This is a genomic window from Larkinella sp. VNQ87 (assembly GCF_049445795.1).
GTDB lineage: Bacteria > Bacteroidota > Bacteroidia > Cytophagales > Spirosomataceae > Larkinella.
In genome coordinates, this window is the sequence record NZ_JBMSDT010000011.1 from 75751 (window position 1) to 94000 (window position 18250).

At 52.3% G+C, this 18250-nt stretch carries 19 protein-coding genes and 1 pseudogene; 10 read left to right on the forward strand and 10 right to left on the reverse strand.

Annotated features, from left to right (window positions below; genetic code table 11):
- Positions 1-52: 52 nt before the first annotated feature.
- From ACO2Q8_RS19565 to nusB, 3 genes are read right to left on the reverse strand one after another with little or no spacing between them, the layout of a single operon-like run.
- Positions 53-493, reverse strand: a complete 441-nt coding sequence (locus ACO2Q8_RS19565; RefSeq protein WP_423346538.1) for a DUF1573 domain-containing protein — start codon at positions 491-493, stop codon at positions 53-55.
- Between the two features lie 29 nt (positions 494-522).
- Positions 523-825 (reverse strand): YtxH domain-containing protein, encoded by a 303-nt coding sequence (locus ACO2Q8_RS19570; RefSeq protein WP_423346539.1) that lies wholly within the window; start codon positions 823-825, stop codon positions 523-525.
- Positions 826-873: 48 nt separating this feature from the next.
- Positions 874-2016 (reverse strand): transcription antitermination factor NusB, encoded by a 1143-nt coding sequence (gene nusB, locus ACO2Q8_RS19575; RefSeq protein WP_423346540.1) that lies wholly within the window; start codon positions 2014-2016, stop codon positions 874-876.
- 338 nt (positions 2017-2354) lie between these two features.
- Between nusB and ACO2Q8_RS19580 the strand changes: the two are divergent.
- From ACO2Q8_RS19580 to ACO2Q8_RS19600, 5 genes and pseudogenes are all read left to right on the forward strand, one after another.
- A pseudogene (locus ACO2Q8_RS19580) lies at positions 2355-2687 on the forward strand (GxxExxY protein).
- A 195-nt stretch (positions 2688-2882) separates the two neighbouring features.
- Entirely contained in the window at positions 2883-4664 is a 1782-nt protein-coding gene (locus ACO2Q8_RS19585; protein WP_423346541.1) for an ABC transporter ATP-binding protein, read from the forward strand.
- A 49-nt stretch (positions 4665-4713) separates the two neighbouring features.
- Positions 4714-4920, forward strand: coding sequence for a hypothetical protein (locus ACO2Q8_RS19590; RefSeq protein ID WP_423346708.1), 207 nt, complete (start codon positions 4714-4716; stop codon positions 4918-4920).
- Positions 4892-5077, forward strand: coding sequence for a putative toxin-antitoxin system toxin component, PIN family (locus ACO2Q8_RS19595; RefSeq protein WP_423346542.1), 186 nt, complete (start codon positions 4892-4894; stop codon positions 5075-5077). The genes ACO2Q8_RS19590 and ACO2Q8_RS19595 overlap by 29 nt, the downstream gene beginning before the upstream one ends.
- Positions 5078-5112: 35 nt before the next feature.
- Positions 5113-5319 carry a putative toxin-antitoxin system toxin component, PIN family gene (locus tag ACO2Q8_RS19600; protein ID WP_423346704.1) on the forward strand — a complete coding sequence of 69 codons (207 nt, stop codon included), beginning with the start codon at positions 5113-5115 and terminating at the stop codon, positions 5317-5319.
- Positions 5320-5327: 8 nt separating this feature from the next.
- Here the strand turns inward: ACO2Q8_RS19600 and ACO2Q8_RS19605 are convergent, their stop codons facing one another.
- The 5 genes from ACO2Q8_RS19605 to ACO2Q8_RS19625 all read right to left on the reverse strand — a co-directional run bounded on the left by ACO2Q8_RS19605 (position 5328) and on the right by ACO2Q8_RS19625 (position 10101).
- Complete coding sequence (locus tag ACO2Q8_RS19605; RefSeq protein WP_423346543.1) at positions 5328-5891, reverse strand: GNAT family N-acetyltransferase; 564 nt, start codon at positions 5889-5891, stop codon at positions 5328-5330.
- Between the two features lie 10 nt (positions 5892-5901).
- On the reverse strand, positions 5902-6999 hold the full coding sequence (locus ACO2Q8_RS19610; protein ID WP_423346544.1) for a mandelate racemase/muconate lactonizing enzyme family protein: 1098 nt from the start codon (positions 6997-6999) through the stop codon (positions 5902-5904).
- 155 nt (positions 7000-7154) lie between these two features.
- Entirely contained in the window at positions 7155-8297 is a 1143-nt protein-coding gene (locus ACO2Q8_RS19615; protein ID WP_423346545.1) for an amidohydrolase family protein, read from the reverse strand.
- Positions 8298-8337: 40 nt separating this feature from the next.
- Positions 8338-8817: a 2-C-methyl-D-erythritol 2,4-cyclodiphosphate synthase gene (gene ispF / locus ACO2Q8_RS19620; RefSeq protein WP_423346546.1), complete on the reverse strand. Its 480-nt coding sequence runs from the start codon at positions 8815-8817 to the stop codon at positions 8338-8340.
- Between the two features lie 48 nt (positions 8818-8865).
- Positions 8866-10101, reverse strand: a complete 1236-nt coding sequence (locus tag ACO2Q8_RS19625) for a M16 family metallopeptidase (protein WP_423346547.1) — start codon at positions 10099-10101, stop codon at positions 8866-8868.
- 112 nt (positions 10102-10213) lie between these two features.
- On the opposite strand from ACO2Q8_RS19625, the gene ACO2Q8_RS19630 reads away from it, so the two are divergent.
- Positions 10214-11323 (forward strand): tetratricopeptide repeat protein, encoded by a 1110-nt coding sequence (locus tag ACO2Q8_RS19630; RefSeq protein WP_423346548.1) that lies wholly within the window; start codon positions 10214-10216, stop codon positions 11321-11323.
- A 12-nt stretch (positions 11324-11335) separates the two neighbouring features.
- Positions 11336-12334 (forward strand): phosphotriesterase family protein, encoded by a 999-nt coding sequence (locus tag ACO2Q8_RS19635; RefSeq protein ID WP_423346549.1) that lies wholly within the window; start codon positions 11336-11338, stop codon positions 12332-12334.
- 81 nt (positions 12335-12415) lie between these two features.
- Here ACO2Q8_RS19635 and ACO2Q8_RS19640 read toward each other — a convergent pair whose 3' ends face one another.
- Both ACO2Q8_RS19640 and ACO2Q8_RS19645 read right to left on the reverse strand, forming a co-directional pair.
- Positions 12416-14260: a DNA polymerase III subunit gamma/tau gene (locus ACO2Q8_RS19640; RefSeq protein ID WP_423346550.1), complete on the reverse strand. Its 1845-nt coding sequence runs from the start codon at positions 14258-14260 to the stop codon at positions 12416-12418.
- Between the two features lie 75 nt (positions 14261-14335).
- Positions 14336-14932 (reverse strand): DUF6962 family protein, encoded by a 597-nt coding sequence (locus ACO2Q8_RS19645; protein WP_423346551.1) that lies wholly within the window; start codon positions 14930-14932, stop codon positions 14336-14338.
- Between the two features lie 201 nt (positions 14933-15133).
- Here ACO2Q8_RS19645 and sucD point away from each other — a divergent pair, with 201 nt between their 5' ends.
- The 3 genes from sucD (at position 15134) to ACO2Q8_RS19660 (ending at position 18087) form a co-directional block, all read left to right on the forward strand.
- Positions 15134-16012, forward strand: coding sequence for a succinate--CoA ligase subunit alpha (sucD, locus tag ACO2Q8_RS19650; protein ID WP_423346552.1), 879 nt, complete (start codon positions 15134-15136; stop codon positions 16010-16012).
- 116 nt (positions 16013-16128) lie between these two features.
- Positions 16129-17265, forward strand: a complete 1137-nt coding sequence (locus ACO2Q8_RS19655; RefSeq protein WP_423346705.1) for a DUF4271 domain-containing protein — start codon at positions 16129-16131, stop codon at positions 17263-17265.
- Between the two features lie 39 nt (positions 17266-17304).
- Positions 17305-18087 (forward strand): uroporphyrinogen-III synthase, encoded by a 783-nt coding sequence (locus ACO2Q8_RS19660; protein ID WP_423346553.1) that lies wholly within the window; start codon positions 17305-17307, stop codon positions 18085-18087.
- Positions 18088-18250 lie beyond the last annotated feature (163 nt).

The window sequence follows — 18250 nt, forward strand, 5'->3', positions numbered from 1 at the left end:
ACAACGGATGGTTTAAATGATAACTGCTGGTTTGTTGCAAAAATAAGCGCCGTTACTGCGCCGTCGCGGTGCGGCTCGAATCCGCCCGTGGGTTGACCATTACCCGAAACGCCAGTTCGGTGTAAGCCGGATCGGTATTGGCATAAACCGTGACGGTTTTGTTCTGGACACCCCGCTTGCCCTGGCTGTTAAATAGCACTTTAATGGTTCCCTCTTCGCCCGGTGCAATCGGTTTTTTGGGCCACTCGGGCGTCGTACAACCACAGGACGCCTGGATGTTGTTGATAATCAGCGGAAACTCGCCTTCATTTTTAAACTTGAACTGACGGGAAACGGTATCGCCTTCCGTAATATCACCAAAGTCGTACACGCCGGTATCAGCGAAGACAATTTTGGGCATCTTATCCGACAATTCGTTGGTTGAGTCTTTCTTCGTCTGGTTGCAGGCGACCAGGCCAATAAGCAGCAACAGACTGATGACAACGGTTTTCATTCGCTTTTTGGATATGAATAAAGGGGAGGTTAAGCACCTTGCTGCTTGATCTGTGCCATCAGGCGATCCACATCTTCCAGCAGTTTTTCGGCTTTCTCCCGCGCGTCGTTCACCACGCGCTGACCTTCGGTTTTGGCAAAGCTATCGGGCAAAGCGTCCGAACTCAGAAGTTCGTCGAGCAACGAACGCAGTTGTTCCCGGTATTTCGACAACTGGTAGGTCAGCCGGTCGCGGGTAACGGTTCCTTTTTCGGGGGCATACAATAATCCTAACGCGGCTCCGGTTACGCAGCCCGTTACGAAGGCTATCAAGGTTTGGCTTGTTCTGCTCATAATGGTACTAAGTTGTTATTACGCTACTTACCGGAACAACCAAAACGGTTATTTGTTGTCCAGCAATCCCCGGCCGCTTTTGCGAAGCTGGCCGCTGTTTTTCAATTTTTCAGACAGGCTGTCCAGAATTCCGTTGACGAATTGTCCACTTTTCGGGGTACTGTACAGTTTTGCCAGTTCAATATACTCGTTGATGGTTACTTTAACCGGAATATTCGGAAAATTCAGCAACTCGGCCAGCGCCAGTTTGAGAATAATTTTGTCCAGTTGTGCCACCCGTTCGACGTCCCAGTTTTTGAGCTGTTCGGCCAGCAGGGCTTCGTACTCGGCGTCGTTTTCCATCGCCTTTTTGTACAAGGTTTCCAGAAAAAGCCGGTCTTCTTCCCAGTCTTCGGTCAGGGCCATCAGTTTCAGGCCTTCCGGGCCTTGCACGGATTTCAGCGTTTTGATCGCCATGCTGCGCACCAGTTCGCCGTTTTCCGACCAGCCTAGTACGAGTTCTTCGAAATACGTCTTGGCTGGGTCCTGTTTCAATAAGACATTGCGAAGAATATGCTGAACCAGTTGCTGATCCTCGTCGGCGGTGTGCTCGGCGGTTTCGCAATAGGCCCGGTATAGCTCGTCTTCTTTCAGAATGTCGTTGTAAATCGCCCGAATCATCGGAAGCGCATCGCCCCAGTCGATTTTCCGGCGGATCTTTTCGACCTCCAGCGGTTTGTGCTGTTGCAGGGCCTGAATGATCCGGTTTCGGTCGAGGCCCGATTCTTTACCGATGGTCCGGGCATCCGGGTCGGCGTATTTCCGAACCCGTTCGCGGTCGACCTGTGCTACATGAGCCAGTTCGAGCAGCAGCGTCAGCAGCCGGATCAGCGAGTCGTCCAGCGTCCGGACATCATCGATCAGCGACTGCAACACCCGGTTTCGTTCGCGGGTCAGGCTGTTGCGGTAATCGACCAGGGCCTGGTTGGCGGCTACCCGCACTTTATGCGGAATATCCTCTTCCTCCGACGGTTTTCCCTGGGTCACACCTTCTTCAAACAAAACCGTCGCCAGTCGGCGGAACCCTTCCAGTTGCTGGTGGTTCTGGACCTCCATCGAATTCAGGTCGGGCTGAAAGGTTTCGGTGATGGTATCCACGGCCAACTGCCGATTCGATAGTTCGGATTGGCGCAGCGCATACATTGCCTGCATGACCTTTATCCGCAATAAACGTCTGTTAAGCATTCTCTCCGGCAAGAAACAAAGAACTGGGTTCGCTATTTCCAAATTTGGTAATCGGGTACAAAAGTACGGAAAATGTTTGAAAGTGTCCTGAACCTGGATTACGCGGATTTAAGGATTAACTGGGAGTGCTGGGATGGGAACGATCCGTCGTAGCAGACTGACTAAGAGGTGCTGAAGATTTATGAAAGGGTTATTAGCTGATTTGCGTGACAAAATCGATCTGCTTACTTCTAAAAGGAAATTAACTTTTCAGCTTGAAGCTTTTGGAATACAAAGAACTAACTGGTCAGGTGATTGGCTGTGCGATGGAAGTTCATCGGCAATTAGGCAACGGTTTTCAAGAAGTGATCTATCAACGAGCGCTGGCAATTGAGTTGGCAATGGCTGGCGTTACTTTTGAGCGTGAAGTTGAAATGCCTATTTTTTACAAAGGGTAGTCTGTCGGCGCTCGCCGAGTCGATTTTTTGGTCGAGAATACGGTTTCTGTAGAACTGAAAGCAATCATAACGCTCGAAAACGTCCATTTGGCCCAAGCCATCAACTACCTTGAAACCTACCATCTCCGGGTCGGCCTACTTATCAACTTTGGAGCCAAAAGCCTGGAATTTCGGCGTCTAATCAACAACAAAATTAGTTGACTCTCTTAAGGCAGTCTTCACAAATCTGTAAGAATTAATCCTAGCCGTATTCCTGGTCCGATCAGGACCTCCCAGTTAATCCTTAAATCCGCGTAATCCGAGTTCAGGACGGCTCAGCAAACTATTCTTTCCGGTTTTCTGTTACCCAGCCAGACATCCCGATCTTGTTGGATTGAAAAGACGTTTCCGAAACCTGTGAGAGCACTTTCCCACCTCAATAAATATTTGCTGAAATACAAGTGGTACCTGATCTGGGGAACTGCTTTCACGATCATTTCCAACCTATTCGGCATCATTCCGGCCCAGTTGGTGCGGTATTCGCTCGATCTGGTGAAGGAAACGCTCGATATTTATTTTCTCTATAACGGCAGCCGCCTGCAAAGTAATTTGTACGACGTGTTTGCCTACAGCATTTTGCTTTACGGTTTGCTGATTCTGGCGATGGCGCTGCTGAAGGGGTTTTTCCTGTTTCTGGTGCGGCAAACGCTCATCGTCATGTCGCGGCACATCGAATACGACCTGAAAAACGAGATTTACCTGCATTACCAGACGCTTCCGCTGAGCTTTTTCCGACAACACAATACCGGCGATTTGATGGCCCGGATTTCGGAAGATGTCAGCAAGGTTCGGATGTACGTTGGGCCGTCGATCATGTACGGGCTGAACCTGATTACGCTGTTTATTCTGGTGATCAGTTATATGGTGTCGATTAACCTCCGGCTGAGTTTGTACGTGCTGCTGCCGCTGCCGGTTTTGTCGATCGCGATTTACGTCGTCAACAACATCATCATCAAGCGGTCGGAAGAAATTCAGAAAAGCCTTTCAAACCTCTCGACGTATGTGCAGGAAGCGTTTTCGGGCATCCGGGTTCTTAAAGCGTTCGTGCGGGAAGAAAACTCGGCCACGCATTTTACGGTCGAGAGCGACGTATATAAACACAAGTCGCTGCAACTGACGCGGGTCGATTCGCTGTTTTTTCCGTTGATCATGCTGTTGGTGGGTCTGAGCAACGTGCTGGTGGTGTACGTCGGCGGGCAGGAAATCCTGACTGGGCGGCTGACACCGGGCAACATCATGGAGTTCATTCTCTACGTCAACATGCTGACCTGGCCGGTGATGGCCCTCGGCTGGACGACCAGCCAGACCCAGCGCGCGGCCGCATCGCAGCAACGCATCAACGAATTCCTGGCCGTCAAAACCGATCTGGTTTCCGAGAAGTCGCTGGAGCGAACCATCGAAGGCGAAGTCGAATTCCGGAACGTGCGGTTTGTGTACCCCGATTCGGGCATCGTTGCCATTAAAGACTTCAATTTACACGTCAAAGCGGGTGAAACCGTAGCTATTCTGGGCACAACGGGTTCGGGCAAAAGTACGTTGGCGAATCTGCTCACGCGGATGTACGACCCGACGGAAGGCGAAATCAGGATCGACGGTATTCCGCTGAAAGAGTATAGTCTGACAGCCATCCGGCGGCAGATGGGCTACGTGCCGCAGGAAGTGTTTCTGTTTTCCGAAAGCATCAGCAACAACGTCAAATTCGGCTTGCCCGAAATGCCGCAGGAAAAGGTGGAGCAGGCCGTCAAGGATGCGGATTTGTACCAGAACATCCTTGGTTTTCCCGAACAGTTCGAAACCCGCATCGGCGAGCGGGGCGTCACGCTCTCGGGTGGTCAGAAGCAACGGCTTTCCATCGCCCGGGCCATTGCCCGCGACCCTAAAATCCTGATTCTGGACGACTGTCTGTCGGCGGTGGATACCAATACGGAGAACATCATCCTAAACAACCTCCACCGGATCATGGAAAACCGCACCTCCGTCGTGATTTCGCACCGGGTGTCGTCGGCCAAGCTGGCCGATAAAATCATCGTACTGGACGAAGGTGAGGTCGTTGAGCAAGGCACCCACGAAGATCTGCTGGCGGCCAACGGCGTGTACCGCGAACTCTACGAACGGCAATTGCAGACGGAGGAAGTGTAAATAGTTGTACTAATTTGGGTATTTTAGTGTAAAAAGAGCCGACTGAACCATGACACCAACTGAATTCATTCGAACATTTGAGTCCTTTTCGGCGAAGGATCGTCTGACTATTGCTAAAAAGTTACAGGTTCGGGTATTGGATGACCTCTTTGAAGAACTCGACGCTGAAATGCCGGATGTAGACATCTCTCTGGAGGAAATTCAGTCCGAAATCAACGCCTATCGCCATGAGCAAAAGGCTGAGAGTCGTCCTTGATGCAAACTGGTATATCTCGGCTTGTTTAAGCCGGAAGTCTCGCAAGACGGTTTATTATAAAATCCTTAAAAATAGCCATCTGACGATCTTTTATTCCTCTGAACTGCTCGCAGAGTTTGAAGCAGTAATTCGGCGACCAAAATTCGCTAAGTATTGATTGATAAGCACATAATTCGTTTTCAGCAAATTGCCTTGAAATTTCTAAAAAAGGTAGAAATCCGAAATGTACCGGATTTGGTTCGGGATGCCAATGACAACTATCTGCTGGGAGTTTGCGAAGCGTGTCAGGCAGACTTTTTGGTAACAGGAGATATGGATTTACTTCTATTGGAAAACTACCAGAATACTAAAATTGTCACAATGGCTGAATTTCTTCAGACAACTTCACATTCGAGTTGATTGCTCATTTACTGCTCTCCCCAATCCCAAACCACAACATCCCAGTCTTCGCCATTGCTCGGATCAAAGTACGTGTGAAGCTTCCGGAAGCCAACCCGCTCGTGGGCGCGCTGTGAACGCCGGTTGCGGACGGCTACCTCCGTCACAGCCAGCGCGTACGTTCCCGCCAGTTCTTCCCGAAACTTTCCGTATAATCCATCAAAAAGCCCCTGCCCCCGAAACCGTTTTGCCACGCAGATTTGCCCCATCACTACGTACGCGTAGTCGCCGAGGAGCCGGTTTTGATAGGTGAGATTGTCCAATAAATCGAACATGGCCGTTAACATCGGAATGTCATCACGAAACGAGGGCAACATCGTCAAACTATAACCGACTACTTCCGCGCCGTCTTTGGCGATGATGCTTGGTGCCGCATCGTTCATCCGGCGCAGGAGCGGCAGGTCGTGCTCAATGGTCAGAAAACCCTGGCTGTTGAGGATGTCGGTAGTCAGCACGGTTCGGAGGTTCTGCCGTTGCAGGGCCAGGATTCCCTGCAAATCCGCATCCGATTGCGCCAGCGTGAGTGTTGCCATCGTAAGGCGCTTATCGAATTTCGAGTTTTTCCAGTCCGGCCAGAAAGGTTTCATCGCAAACCGCTCCCAGACCGGGCGTTTCCGGCAGTTCAATTTCGTAGCCTCTGTAGGTGATTCCGCCCAAAACCGGGTCGGCTGCGTGCTCAAAGGGCGCATCAAGATCATAAAACCGGACGTTGCGCCGGGCCGAAGCAAAGTGCGCTTTGGCGGTCATGGCGAGCCGCGATTCTGACATACAGCCGATCATGCACGGAATCCCGGCCGCTTCAGCAATGGCGTTGATTTTCTGGGCGTTAAAGATTCCACCACTTTTGGAAAGCTTGATGTTGAAGTAATCGACGGCTTCTTCCTGCGCCAGCCGCAGCGCATCGCGGTGGTTGAACAGCGATTCGTCGGCCATGATCGGCACGGTGGTGTGTTGCCGCAGCCGCTTCAAATCGGCGATGGCCCAATGCTTGACGGGCTGTTCGCAGTACTCGATGTTCCAGTCCTGAATGGTTCGGAGCACATTGAGGGCCGTGACGTAATCCCAACCCTGGTTGGCGTCCGTCCGAATCGGAATCCCGTCACCGACCGCTGCCCGAATGGCTTCCACGCGCCGGATGTCGTCGCGCGCGTTGGTGCCCAGCTTTACTTTAATTGCCAATCCGCCCTGGGCCTGAATCCGGCGGGCATCATCGGCCATGCGTTCCGGCAGGTTGAGGTAGATCGTTTCGTCTGTGACGATTGTAAACCGCTCTCCGCCCAGAAAAGCATACAGCGGCAACCCGGCTGCCTGGGCCGCGAGGTCGTACAGCGCCATGTCGAAGGCGCTTTTGATCGTCGGGTTGTGGGGCAAATAGGCATCCAGCCGGTTGAGGTTACCTTCCAGGTCCAGCGCATTCTGGCCGAGCAGCAGGTTGGCAAAATCGCGGGCGGCAGCAAAACCGGTTTCCTGCGTTTCGCCCACAATCATCCAGAACGGCGAACCTTCTCCCCAGCCAGTCAGCTCATCGGCCTGAATCCGAATGAGCAGATTCCGGGCGTTTTCAATCGTTCCCAGCGAAATGGCGATGGGCGCTTTCAGCGGGATGTTGTACTTAAAAATGTCGATCTGTGTGATTTTCATATCGTACTCACGGACCGCCGGGCGGCCCCGTTTAGCCCGTGTGAGCAAGAATAATCAAATAGGTAGAATTTACTCACAAAAGACGGGATCTATCCGGGAGAGATTTCCTGACTACGGATAATTCTAGCGCTCACGGGCTAAAGCCCGTGGGTACGTTAGTTCGGAAACTGGGTTTTATCCAGGCCGGGGATGATCCGAAGCGCGTTCTTGTAATAGACTTTTTTCAAGACCTCATCCGGCAGCGCCATCCCGTACATCCGCCAGAAGGCGTGGTATTTTTTGTGGTACGGAAAATATTCGTCGTCAGTTTCCAGCACCCGGAAGTACGTCGCGTATTCCGACGGGACCCAACTGTCTTTGCCGAACAGAATCCGGTCCTGGTATTTCTCGAAGAATTTCCGGGCGGTCCGGGGCTGGCGACCGAGCTCGGCAATCACCGCGCCAATTTCCAGCACCATGTTCGGGAACACCTTCATCAAACTGTCCAGCTTCACCAGATCGTTCGGATACCAGCCCATGTGGGCGTTGATGAACGTGGTTTTCGGATGTTTCCGAAACACGTTGTGCTGTTCGGCAATCAGCTTTTCCCACGAAACCGGGTTGTCGTCCGAGCGCTTGCGGCCGGGGTGGGTTTTGAGTTCGAGCCAGCGTTCGTTGAAGCGGTCCATCGGGTCCCAGAACGATTTGGGGTCGGCGGTGTGAATCAAAACCGGAATCCCCAACTGGCCGCATTTCGCCCAGATCGGGTCCAGACGCGGGTCGTCGACCTGCACGCGGGTTCCCTTGTTGTCTTTTACACTGAACCCCAGGCTTTTGTAAATCTTAAGCCCTTTGGCCCCTTTTTTGACATCATCTTCCAGCAGCTTGACGGCCTGTTCGGTCCAGCCCGGATCGCCGAGGTTGGCAAAGTTGATATTCGTAAAAATCGCCAGCCGTTTGGCGTCGGTTTTCTGAATGTTGGTCAGGGCTTTATCCAGAAACCGGGTGCTTTCGGCCACGTTCGACGTGAAACCGCGTCCGCTCAGGTTGACCATAATTCCCATGTTCAGGCTGTCCATCTGGGTGATCAGCTTGCGCAGGTCGGCCCCGTCCATTTCGTATTGGTGGTTGTGCACGTCGATGAACGGGTATTTGGCCCGGGTGATTTTGTGTTCGGGAACCTTGAGGGTCGAAACCGGTTCGTATTCTTCAAAATCAATCGGACCGCTGGGCGTCGACACCTTCGGCTGGGCATAAGCGGCTGTCAGGCCAGCCGACAGGATAAAAAGGAAGCGCAAAGTTCGCAGATGTGCTGGCATAGTTGTCGGATAAATGCTAGATTAAAACGCTTTTTCAGGGTTACTCTGAATAAATCAACGCGACGCAAAAAGCCGCGATGCCTTCCTTTCGGCCGACAAAGCCCAGGTGTTCGGAGGTCGTGGCTTTGATGGAAATATCTTCCTCCGAAACCTGCATTACGCCCGCCAGGCAGGTTTTCATGGCTGGAATGTGCGGATTCAGCTTCGGCTCCTGCAAGACCACCGTCACATCGACGTTCGATATTTCGTAGCCTTTTTCCCGAATCATCTTCATCACTTCGGCCAGCAGTAACTTGCTGTCGACGCCCTTCCAACGCGGATCTTTGTCCGAGAAATGGTATCCGATGTTCCGCAGATTGGCGGCTCCCAGCAGCGCATCACAAAGGACGTGGCAAACCACATCGGCATCTGAGTGCCCCAATGCGCCGTGCGTATGGGGAATCAGAATACCGCCCAGCCAGAAATCCCGGCCTTCGGTCAGTTGATGCACATCATATCCTTGTCCTACGCGGATTTTCATCTGAAAATTAGCTATATGCCTCGACCTATGCGATCTGACCTATGTGACCTATGCGGCTCGATAATACAATGTGGAACGGTTTTCTTTGCGGAGAATCCGCTGAGCCGCTGCCTGAATGTCGTCCGGCGTAACGGCCTGAATTCGCTCGGGTTCCTGGTTGACCCAGTCGGCATGACCGGCGTTGGCCGCGTATGCCAGATTCATGGCCCGGTTCAGCAGCTCCACCTCCGAGAAGACCAGCGTCGATTCGGCCTGGTTTTTCACTTTCGCCAGTTCTTCTTCCGAAACGGGCTGGCTGATGACCTCGTCCAACACCGCATCGATGGCCGCATCGGCTTCTTCCAGTAACACGCCCTGATTGAGCGACCCGCTGACCACCAGCAAACCGGGGTCCAGCGAACCGGTCGAATGGGCCGAAATACTGGTAAATAAAGCCTTTTCTTTCAGTAATTTCTGATACAGCCGCGACGATTTGCCCCGACCCAGCACGTCGCCCAGCAGATCAGCGTGGTAGTAATCGTCGGCGAAACGGCCCGGCATGTGGTAGACTTTATAGAGTGCATTCAGCGGAACTTCGGCAACGGTTTCCAGAAACCGGGGGGCCGTTTGCACAGGCTCCTGCGGCAGGTTCCGAACGGGCGGTTTTCCCATCGGAATTGGCGCAAACCACTTTTTGCACAACTGTTTGACCTGCTCCAGCGTGACGTTCCCGGCCACCACCAAAACCGCATTATTGGGCACGTAATGCGTATAAAAAAAGTGCTTTACGTCGTCGAGCGTCGCGTTTTCAATGTGGCTGATGTCCTTGCCAATGGTCGCCCACTGGTAGGGATGTACCTGGTAGGCCAGGGGCCGCAGTTTCAGCCAGACATTGCCGTAGGGCTGGTTAAGGTACCGTTGCTTGAACTCCTCAATTACCACTTTCTGCTGCACGTCCAGCACCGTCGGGTCGAACGACAGGCCGAGCATCCGGTCAGATTCGAGCCAGAAGGCCGTTTCGAGGTTGGCCGACGGCAGCGTGATGTAATAGTTGGTGATGTCGGGCGAGGTAAAAGCGTTGTTTTCGCCCCCCACTTTTTGCAGTGGTTCGTCGTATACCGGGATGTTCTGCGACCCCCCAAACATCAGGTGCTCGAACAAATGAGCAAAGCCGGTTTTCCCGGAATCTTCATCCCTGGACCCGACATTGTACAAAATATTAACCGTCGCCATCGGGCTGGTTGGGTCTTCGTGAACGTAGACTTTCAGACCGTTATCCAGGACAAAATGCTCATAGTGAATCATAGCAAACTTTTTCGGCGGGGGTGTCGTTAGGCCCATTGAGAATGAACAAAAGTAAGGGTCTGTTCGAATTCTTCAAAAAAGAACATTCTCATAGTTTTTAACACACCGTCTCATGAAAAAATTTTGCCTCTTCCTCTTCTTTCTGTTTCCCTTCGCTTCTCCGGCTCAATTGCTGAATGATGCAGATATTCAGCAAGTTATTTTAAAAGCCACCGATAAAATTTACAATTACGAGTTTGACGAAGCCGAGGAGTATATCCGGCAGGTCAAAGTAAAATATCCGCAGCACCCAGTTGTGCCAGTTTTAAAAGCGGTTCAGATGTATTGGCAATTTCTTCCGCTGAACGAAAACAAATCGGCAACGGCTCAATACATGTCTTACCTGAATCAGGGAATTGCCTTGTCGAAAAAACTGCTGGACCGCAACGAGAACGACCCGGAAGGCGTCTTTTTTGCGCTGGCATCGCATGGGTATTTGGCGATGAAATACCACTATGATGATGAAACGATGAAAGCCGTTGGCGAAGCGCAGAAGGCGTACGGGTATTTGAAAAAAGGGTTTAAACTGATGGAAAAAAATCCGGAATTTTACTTCTCGACCGGACTGTATAATTATTACATCGAACGCTATCCTGCCGATCATCCGGTGTCAAAACCGCTGTTGCTTTTTTTCCAGGACGGCGATATGGCGCTGGGTTTGAAGCAGATGGAAACCGCATCCCGGCGCGGGCTGTTTACGCGGACCGAAACCGCCATCTATTTGAGCCACATCTACCTGGAACACGAAAGCCAACCAGCTCGGGCGGCTTATTTTATGAAACCGCTGGCGGATAAATACCCCAAAAATCCGATCTTCAACCTGGAATGCGCCGAAGGGCTGGTACAGTCGGGCCGGTACCGCGAAGCCCAGCCCTACCTGGAGCGGCTCCAGAAAATGCCGCAACGGTTTTTGGCAATGCCCGTCAGCACGCTCGAAGGCCTGATCGAAGAAAAGCTGAACGGCGATTTGAAAGGGGCTGCTGAAAAGTACCAGGCTGCCATTAAATTACCGATGAATGCGGTTTTTACGAAACAGTATGCAGCCCATTCGTATAGCGGCCTGGCGCGGATCGCGGCCCAAACCGGCGACCGAAACCGGGCGAAGTCGATGTACAAAAAAGCGCTTGATCTGGCCGGGTATAAATCGACCATTCGGGAAGCCAAAAGTTATCTAAAATCCTAACCCTTGCACGGCATGAAACGCCGGACTTTCCTGAAAGCATCCGTAGCCGCCGGTTTCGCCGGGGCTTTCCGACCCAAACCCATCTGCCACACGGTGACAGGCCCCATTCGGGCGTCGGACCTTGGCCTGACGCTGATTCATGAGCATTTGCTGGTGGACTTCATCGGCGCGGATCAGATACGGCCTGACCGCTGGAATCGCCCGGAGGTGGTCGCCAAAATGCTGCCGTACCTGCAACGATTGCGTCAACTGGGCGTCCGGTCGCTGTTGGATTGTACGCCCGCTTATCTGGGTCGCGATCCGCTATTACTGAAGGAGTTATCCGAAAAATCCGGCGTTCGGATTGTGACCAACACCGGTTATTACGGCGCTTCGAACGATAAATACCTACCTGCCCACGCCCGAACCGAAACCGCCGATCAACTGGCCGACCGCTGGGTGACCGAGTTTGAGCAGGGCATTGATGAAACCGGTATTCGTCCGGGTTTCCTGAAAATTGGGGTCAACCCCGGCCCGTTGTCAGAACTGCACCAGAAGCTCATTACGGCGGCTGCCCGCACGCACAAACGCACCGGCCTGACGATTTGCTCGCATACCGGCCCCTACGTTCCGGCTTTTGAACAGATAGCGATTTTGAAACAGGAGGGCGTCGATCCGTCGGCTTTTGTCTGGGTACACGCGCAGGGACAGAACATGGTGCACTACGCCCGCGCGATTCGGGAAGGTGCCTGGGTGAGTCTGGACGGGCTGGACGGCAACAACGTCAGCCAGTATGCGGAAAACCTGCTGTTGCTGAAAGAAAACCGCCTTTTGCACCGCACGTTGTTATCACACGACGCGGGTTGGTATGATCCGGGCCAGCCCGGAGGTGGCCCGATTGGTCGGGATTACACAGTGTTGTTCACCCAACTCATGCCCGAACTAAACCGTCGGGGCTTCACGAAAAAAGACTGGAAGCAGATTTTGGTAGAAAACCCGGTTGAAGCGTTTTCATGTACCCACGGACTTTAGTCCGTGTGAGCTTCTATGATCCAGTAGTTAATATCAACTTAAGGGTTGTCTAGCTCACACGGACTAAAGTCCGTGGGTACGTTAATAATCCACGTCCAGGCCCAAGGTTCGTTTTAACTCCAAAAGCGCCGGGTTTTTTTCGGCCAGGTAATTGAATCGATCCTGGGGCGTGTAGATCATCCGGCGGGTTTCCTGGGCGGCAATGGTATGCGTGAGTTGAATCTGGCTGTTGCGCAGTTCCTGCCGGAGATAGGTGAGCAAGTCTTGGCGCAGGTCGTTCAGCAGGTCAGCTTGTAATGAATTATCGAGCGTAAGATGGATGGTTGTCCCGTCGAGCACAAATTCCCGATTGAGCATGACCTGCTCGGTTTGAGAACCGCCCTGCTGGTCGCGTAGTCGGGTAAAGGTCTGCCAGGCGGCTTTTAACTGCTCAAAGATGAACGGTTTATCGACCCGGGGAGCTTCCAGAACGGCCGTTACCACTTCCTGCACCGGGGCCGCAACGGGCCGGGCTGTCGGCACCAGGTTGGCCGTCGTTTTCAACCGGCTGCTGACCGGTTTCGGAATCTCGACCACGATAGCAGGGCGTTCCGGAACGGTTTTGACTGCGGCTCCGTTGCCGTTCCCATTCGGCCGGGCATGGTACCCATTGGCCGGTTCGCTCGTGTGCGAGGGCAGGGCTACGGGTTCAGGTCGGGTGTCTGCAGGATCAGACCCGGCTGGGCTGTCCTTTTTTTTTTCAACCCGCTCGGTTTCCCGGGCGATTTTCGGATCGGCACCACCGGCTGAAACCGGCAGTGCAGAAAGGTCGAGCACATGGGGCAAGTTAGCCAGTTTCATCAGGCAGACTTCCACATGCAGCCGCTGATTTTTAGCAGATTTGTAGTTCAGATCGCACTGTGCCCCGACGCTGAGCGCCGAAAGCAGAAAACTCAACGGAGCTTCGGCGGCCTGGTGCAGGTATTTCTGCTGAACACTGTCGGTAACTTGTAGTAAAGTCACCGTTGCCGCATCCTTGCAAACCAGCAGATTCCGGAAATGCTCGTTCAGACCGACGATAAACTGGTGACCGTCGAAGCCTTTGCGCAGAATTTCGTCGAACAGCAACAGGCTTTGGGGCAGATTAGCGGCCAGCAGCAGGTCGGTCAGCCGGAAATAATAGTCGTAATCGAGAATGTGCAGGTTATCGAGCACCTCCTTATACCGCAGCGCCCGGTCTTCCGAAAAGGTCACGTTCAGGTCGAACATCGAGAGGGCATCCCGCAACCCCCCGTCGGCCTTCTGGGCAATCAGTTCAAGGGCTTCGTATTCAGCCTGAATACTTTCCTTTTGGGCAATATTGGCCAGGTGATTGGCGATGTCGCGCGGCTGAATTCGGTTGAAGTCGAACAACTGACAGCGCGACAGGATCGTCGGTAAAATTTTATGTTTCTCCGTGGTCGCCAGAATAAAAATAGCGTAGGAGGGCGGTTCTTCCAGTGTTTTCAGGAACGCATTGAACGCGGCCTGCGACAGCATGTGAACCTCATCAATGATATAAATCTTATATTTTCCGGACTGGGGTGGATACCGCACCTGGTCGATCAGGTTTCGGATGTCTTCGACCGAGTTGTTGGAAGCCGCGTCGAGTTCATGAATATTGAACGAGGCATTCTGATTAAAACTCACGCAGGATTCACACTGGTCGCAAGGTTCGACGGCATCAGCAGACTTGACCTTACTGAGGTTCTGACAGTTGATGGTTTTGGCCAGAATCCGGGCACAGGTTGTTTTGCCAACCCCCCGTGGCCCGCAAAACAGAAACGCCTGCGCCAAGTGATTGGTTAAAATCGCATTCTTAAGCGTGGTGGTAATATGAGCCTGCCCGACGACCGTATCGAAGGTTGCCGGACGGTATTTTCGGGCTGAGACAACGAAGTTATCCATGTCGGCAAGTTAGCCAAAAAAACCGTGCGCCGGTGCGTTTGAAAAGCTGTTGGGCAAAATTAAAATCCCCTTTACTTAGGTCGGTTGATGGAAGTTTTGTACGGCTTTTCCGAAGCAAAGTATTGATAATGAGAGGGTATAATGGTAGAAATCAATCGGTGAAATCGGCAAACTCTTGGATTGCCCCAGCCGGGTTGCCAACGCCAGGATCATGACGGCCAGCACAATCCAGGAAGCCCGGGGATCCCGGCGCATGACGCCCAAAAAAGCGATGAGCAGGACGATGACCATGCCCATCGATGGCACCACCGCCCGGAACCCACCAATAGTTGGATTCAGCAATAAAAGCAGAAAAAGCCCCAGCCCGAGCGTAATGGTAATGATGAAGCTGCTCTGCCTGATTCGTTGCTTCAGAATGACGCCCCAGACGCCGACAATGACGCAAACCACGCCCAGACTCCCCGCCAGCGTTTCCAGCGAATGGTGCAACGCAGCCACACCTTCGATGCCTGCAAACAGCAGAATACCGACCAGGGCTGTCATCGAGATCGTAATCAGAAAAAGTCCCCACAAAATCCGGTTGTACCAGCTTAATCCCTGAAAGTAGCGCCAAAAGACCCAGATACCCGTGAAAGCCAGGACGGCTTCCGATACCATGTTCGATATGTTCATGCTGGAAATAACAATTTTTCGAAGAAAAAGACAAAGGGAGTTAAGAGTGAAGAGTTAAGAATTAAGAGTTAAAACCGCGCCAGCCAACTCTTAATTCTTAACTCTTCACTCTTAACTTTTTTCTTTTCCCATTTCGCTCTACTTTTGCGCCAGTTCCAAAAGCTTATACCTTCACACGCATAGCATAGCTTTCCATTCATCATGAGCGTATTAGTTAACAAGAATTCCAAAGTTATCGTACAGGGTTTTACAGGCTCTGAAGGGTCCTTTCATGCTCAGCAGATGATCGAGTATGGCACGAACGTCGTTGGCGGAGTTACGCCGGGCAAAGGCGGCCAAACCCACCTCGATCGGCCTGTGTTCAACACCGTGAAGGAAGCTGTCGAAAAAGCCGGGGCTGATGTTTCGATTATTTTCGTGCCGCCCGCTTTTGCCGCTGACGCCATCATGGAAGCCGCCGATGCAGGGATCAAGGTGATTATCTGCATCACGGAAGGTATTCCGACCAAAGATATGATGGTAGCGAAAGCCTACCTGCAGGATAAGGAGGTTCGGCTGATCGGCCCGAACTGCCCCGGTGTGATGACGGCGGAAGAATGTAAGGTTGGCATCATGCCCGGTTTCATTTTCAAGAAAGGCACCATCGGCATCGTTTCCAAGTCCGGTACGCTGACGTACGAAGCCGTTGATCAGCTTTCGAAAGTAGGCCTGGGCCAGACGACGGCCATCGGAATCGGGGGCGACCCGATCATCGGCACAACGACCAAAGAAGCTGTTGAATTGCTGATGAACGATCCCGAAACGGAGGGCATCGTGATGATCGGTGAAATCGGTGGGGGCATGGAAGCCGAAGCCGCCCGCTGGATCAAAGCCGACGGCAACCGCAAACCGGTTGTTGGGTTCATCGCCGGACAAACCGCGCCGAAAGGTCGCCGGATGGGCCACGCCGGAGCCATCATCGGGGGCGCCGACGACACCGCAGCCGCCAAAATGCGGATCATGTCCGAATGCGGTATTCACGTCGTCGAGTCGCCCGCGAACATTGGCGAGACGATGCTTAAGGCGCTGGGAAAGAATTAGATAGTTAAGAGTTAAGAATTAAGAATTAAGAGTTGCTCCGCAGTAGAATGCGTCAGCCAACCCTTAACTCTTAACTCTTAACTCATAATTCCAAAAGGGTGCGGTTTTGTTTGCTTGTGTCCATACTGTTGTTGTGGGCCGTTGGAAGTTGGGCGCAGGGAGTCGGGCCGAATCAGCAGTTTTTTCCCGTCCACGACTTCCGCAACGACTGGCTGGTTTACGACCAGGCCTACAAATCTTATGTGCCTTTTATCGACGAACAGCACGCCCTGGTCCCCTCCGTCAGTTTTTTTCTGGACATCGAGAGTAACCGCCGATATAACTTATTGATTTCTACGCAACAGGACGGTTTTTTGTTTATTGACGCAGCCCTCAAAAGTAAACTGAATGCCAGCGAGTGGCTGGTCATCAACCTGGACAGTTTGTATCGCGTCTACCGCAAACCGGAGTTGTTTGTGACGCTGTACGGAAGCCCCGGCGTCGATGATAAGCAGGTTTTTATCGGGCATCGGCGCTCAGCCGCCCAAAAAGACGTGGCCACGACAAATACTCGTCTGAGCATTTTACCTCGTCGTTTGTCGGTTTATACCAACTTCTTCACGCTGAGTTTGTTGTTCATCGTCGCCGTCAATGCCTACCTGTTCAACTTTCACCACCGGGCCTTCCTGCGGTTTTTCAATCTGGCCGATCTGCTCGCCATTACCGTGCGCGACGAATTGTTTCTGGTGACGCGTCCCCTGAGCCGGACAAACCTGCTTTTTGTCATGAATTTGAGTTTCATGACGGCTTATCTGTACCTGATTATTCAGAGTAAAAATATCGATCTGTTTCTGTCGCGGGCTTTGCTGCTGCGGGGGCAAAGTTTGTGGGATCTGACGCTCACTTTCTTTGAATTGAGCGGACTGGCGTTCCTGCTGATGCTGGCAAAGTACCTTTTTGTTGTCGCGATCGGCAGTTTATACCGGCTTGAAGAAATTGTTAACCTGCACTTTTTCAAAGTGCTGCAATCGTCGTTGATTTTTTTTACGGTCGGCACGGTCACGGTCGCTACCATTGCGGCCAATACGCCCACAGTTGGTTCGTGGCCCAGTCTGTGGCTGATCATCCCCTTTGTGGGTTTCTACGTTGTGCGGCTAGGCTTGTTGTATGTCGTCATTGCGAACAAAGCGGTTGTCAAAAATCTCTATTTATTTTCGTACCTTTGCATCGTTGAATTGATACCATTAACCATTGGGGTGCGGTTCGCTCTGTAGCCCTTGTGCCAGCTTTAAACACAAAACGCGAGGAATTCGATGAGTGAGATTTCTGCGAAGAACGACCAGGAGCGGCTAACGAAAGTTGCCAGTATTTTAGTGACGCAAGCCCGCCCTGCCGATGCCAATTCACCTTATTTTGACATTGCAGACAAGTACAAACTGCAGATCGAGTTTCGCCCGTTCATTCAGATTCAGGGGGTGTCTTTCAAAGACTTTCGGAAGCAGAAAATCAACATCCTCGATCATACGGCGATCATTTTTACCAGTCGCAATGCCGTCGATCACTTCTTCCGGATTTGCCAGGAGGCCCGGATGGAAATGCCCGCCGATATGAAGTACTTCTGCGTCACGGAGCAAACCGCCAATTACTTGCAGAAATACATCGTCATCCGGAAGCGGAAAATTTTTACAGGCACCAAAACTGCTGCCGACCTGTTCGATCTGATTCGGAAGCACAAGAACGAAAAATTTCTGTTTCCCTGCTCCAACATCCGGGGCAACGACATTCCGGATTTCATGGATACCAGCGGCTTGCACCTGACCGAAGCTGTCATGTACGAAACCGTACCGACGGATCTGTCGGACCTGCCGGTCAACGCGTTCGACATCATTGCTTTTTTCAGCCCGTCGGGCGTCAACTCCCTGCTGCACAATTTTCCGGACTTCCAGCAAAACGGCATTCGAATGGCGGCTTTTGGCCCCACCACGGCGCGGGCTGTTACTGAAGCCGGGTTTATTCTCGATATTGAAGCACCTTTGCCCAACGCTCCTTCGATGGCGGGTGCGCTTGAGTTATACATTAAAAAAGCCAACAGCTAGTAGCCCGGCCGATGCCTGAATGAGGTTGCGCGGTTTGAAGAAGAGAGCGAAGACGAGCCCCTGTTCTCCTTCAGACCGCGCAACCGCTGTTTTAAACCGTCCTTTTTCCACCAATATTTTTGGAAAATCTCCGTTTAATAGGTAACATGCTGCTTGGCGTGAC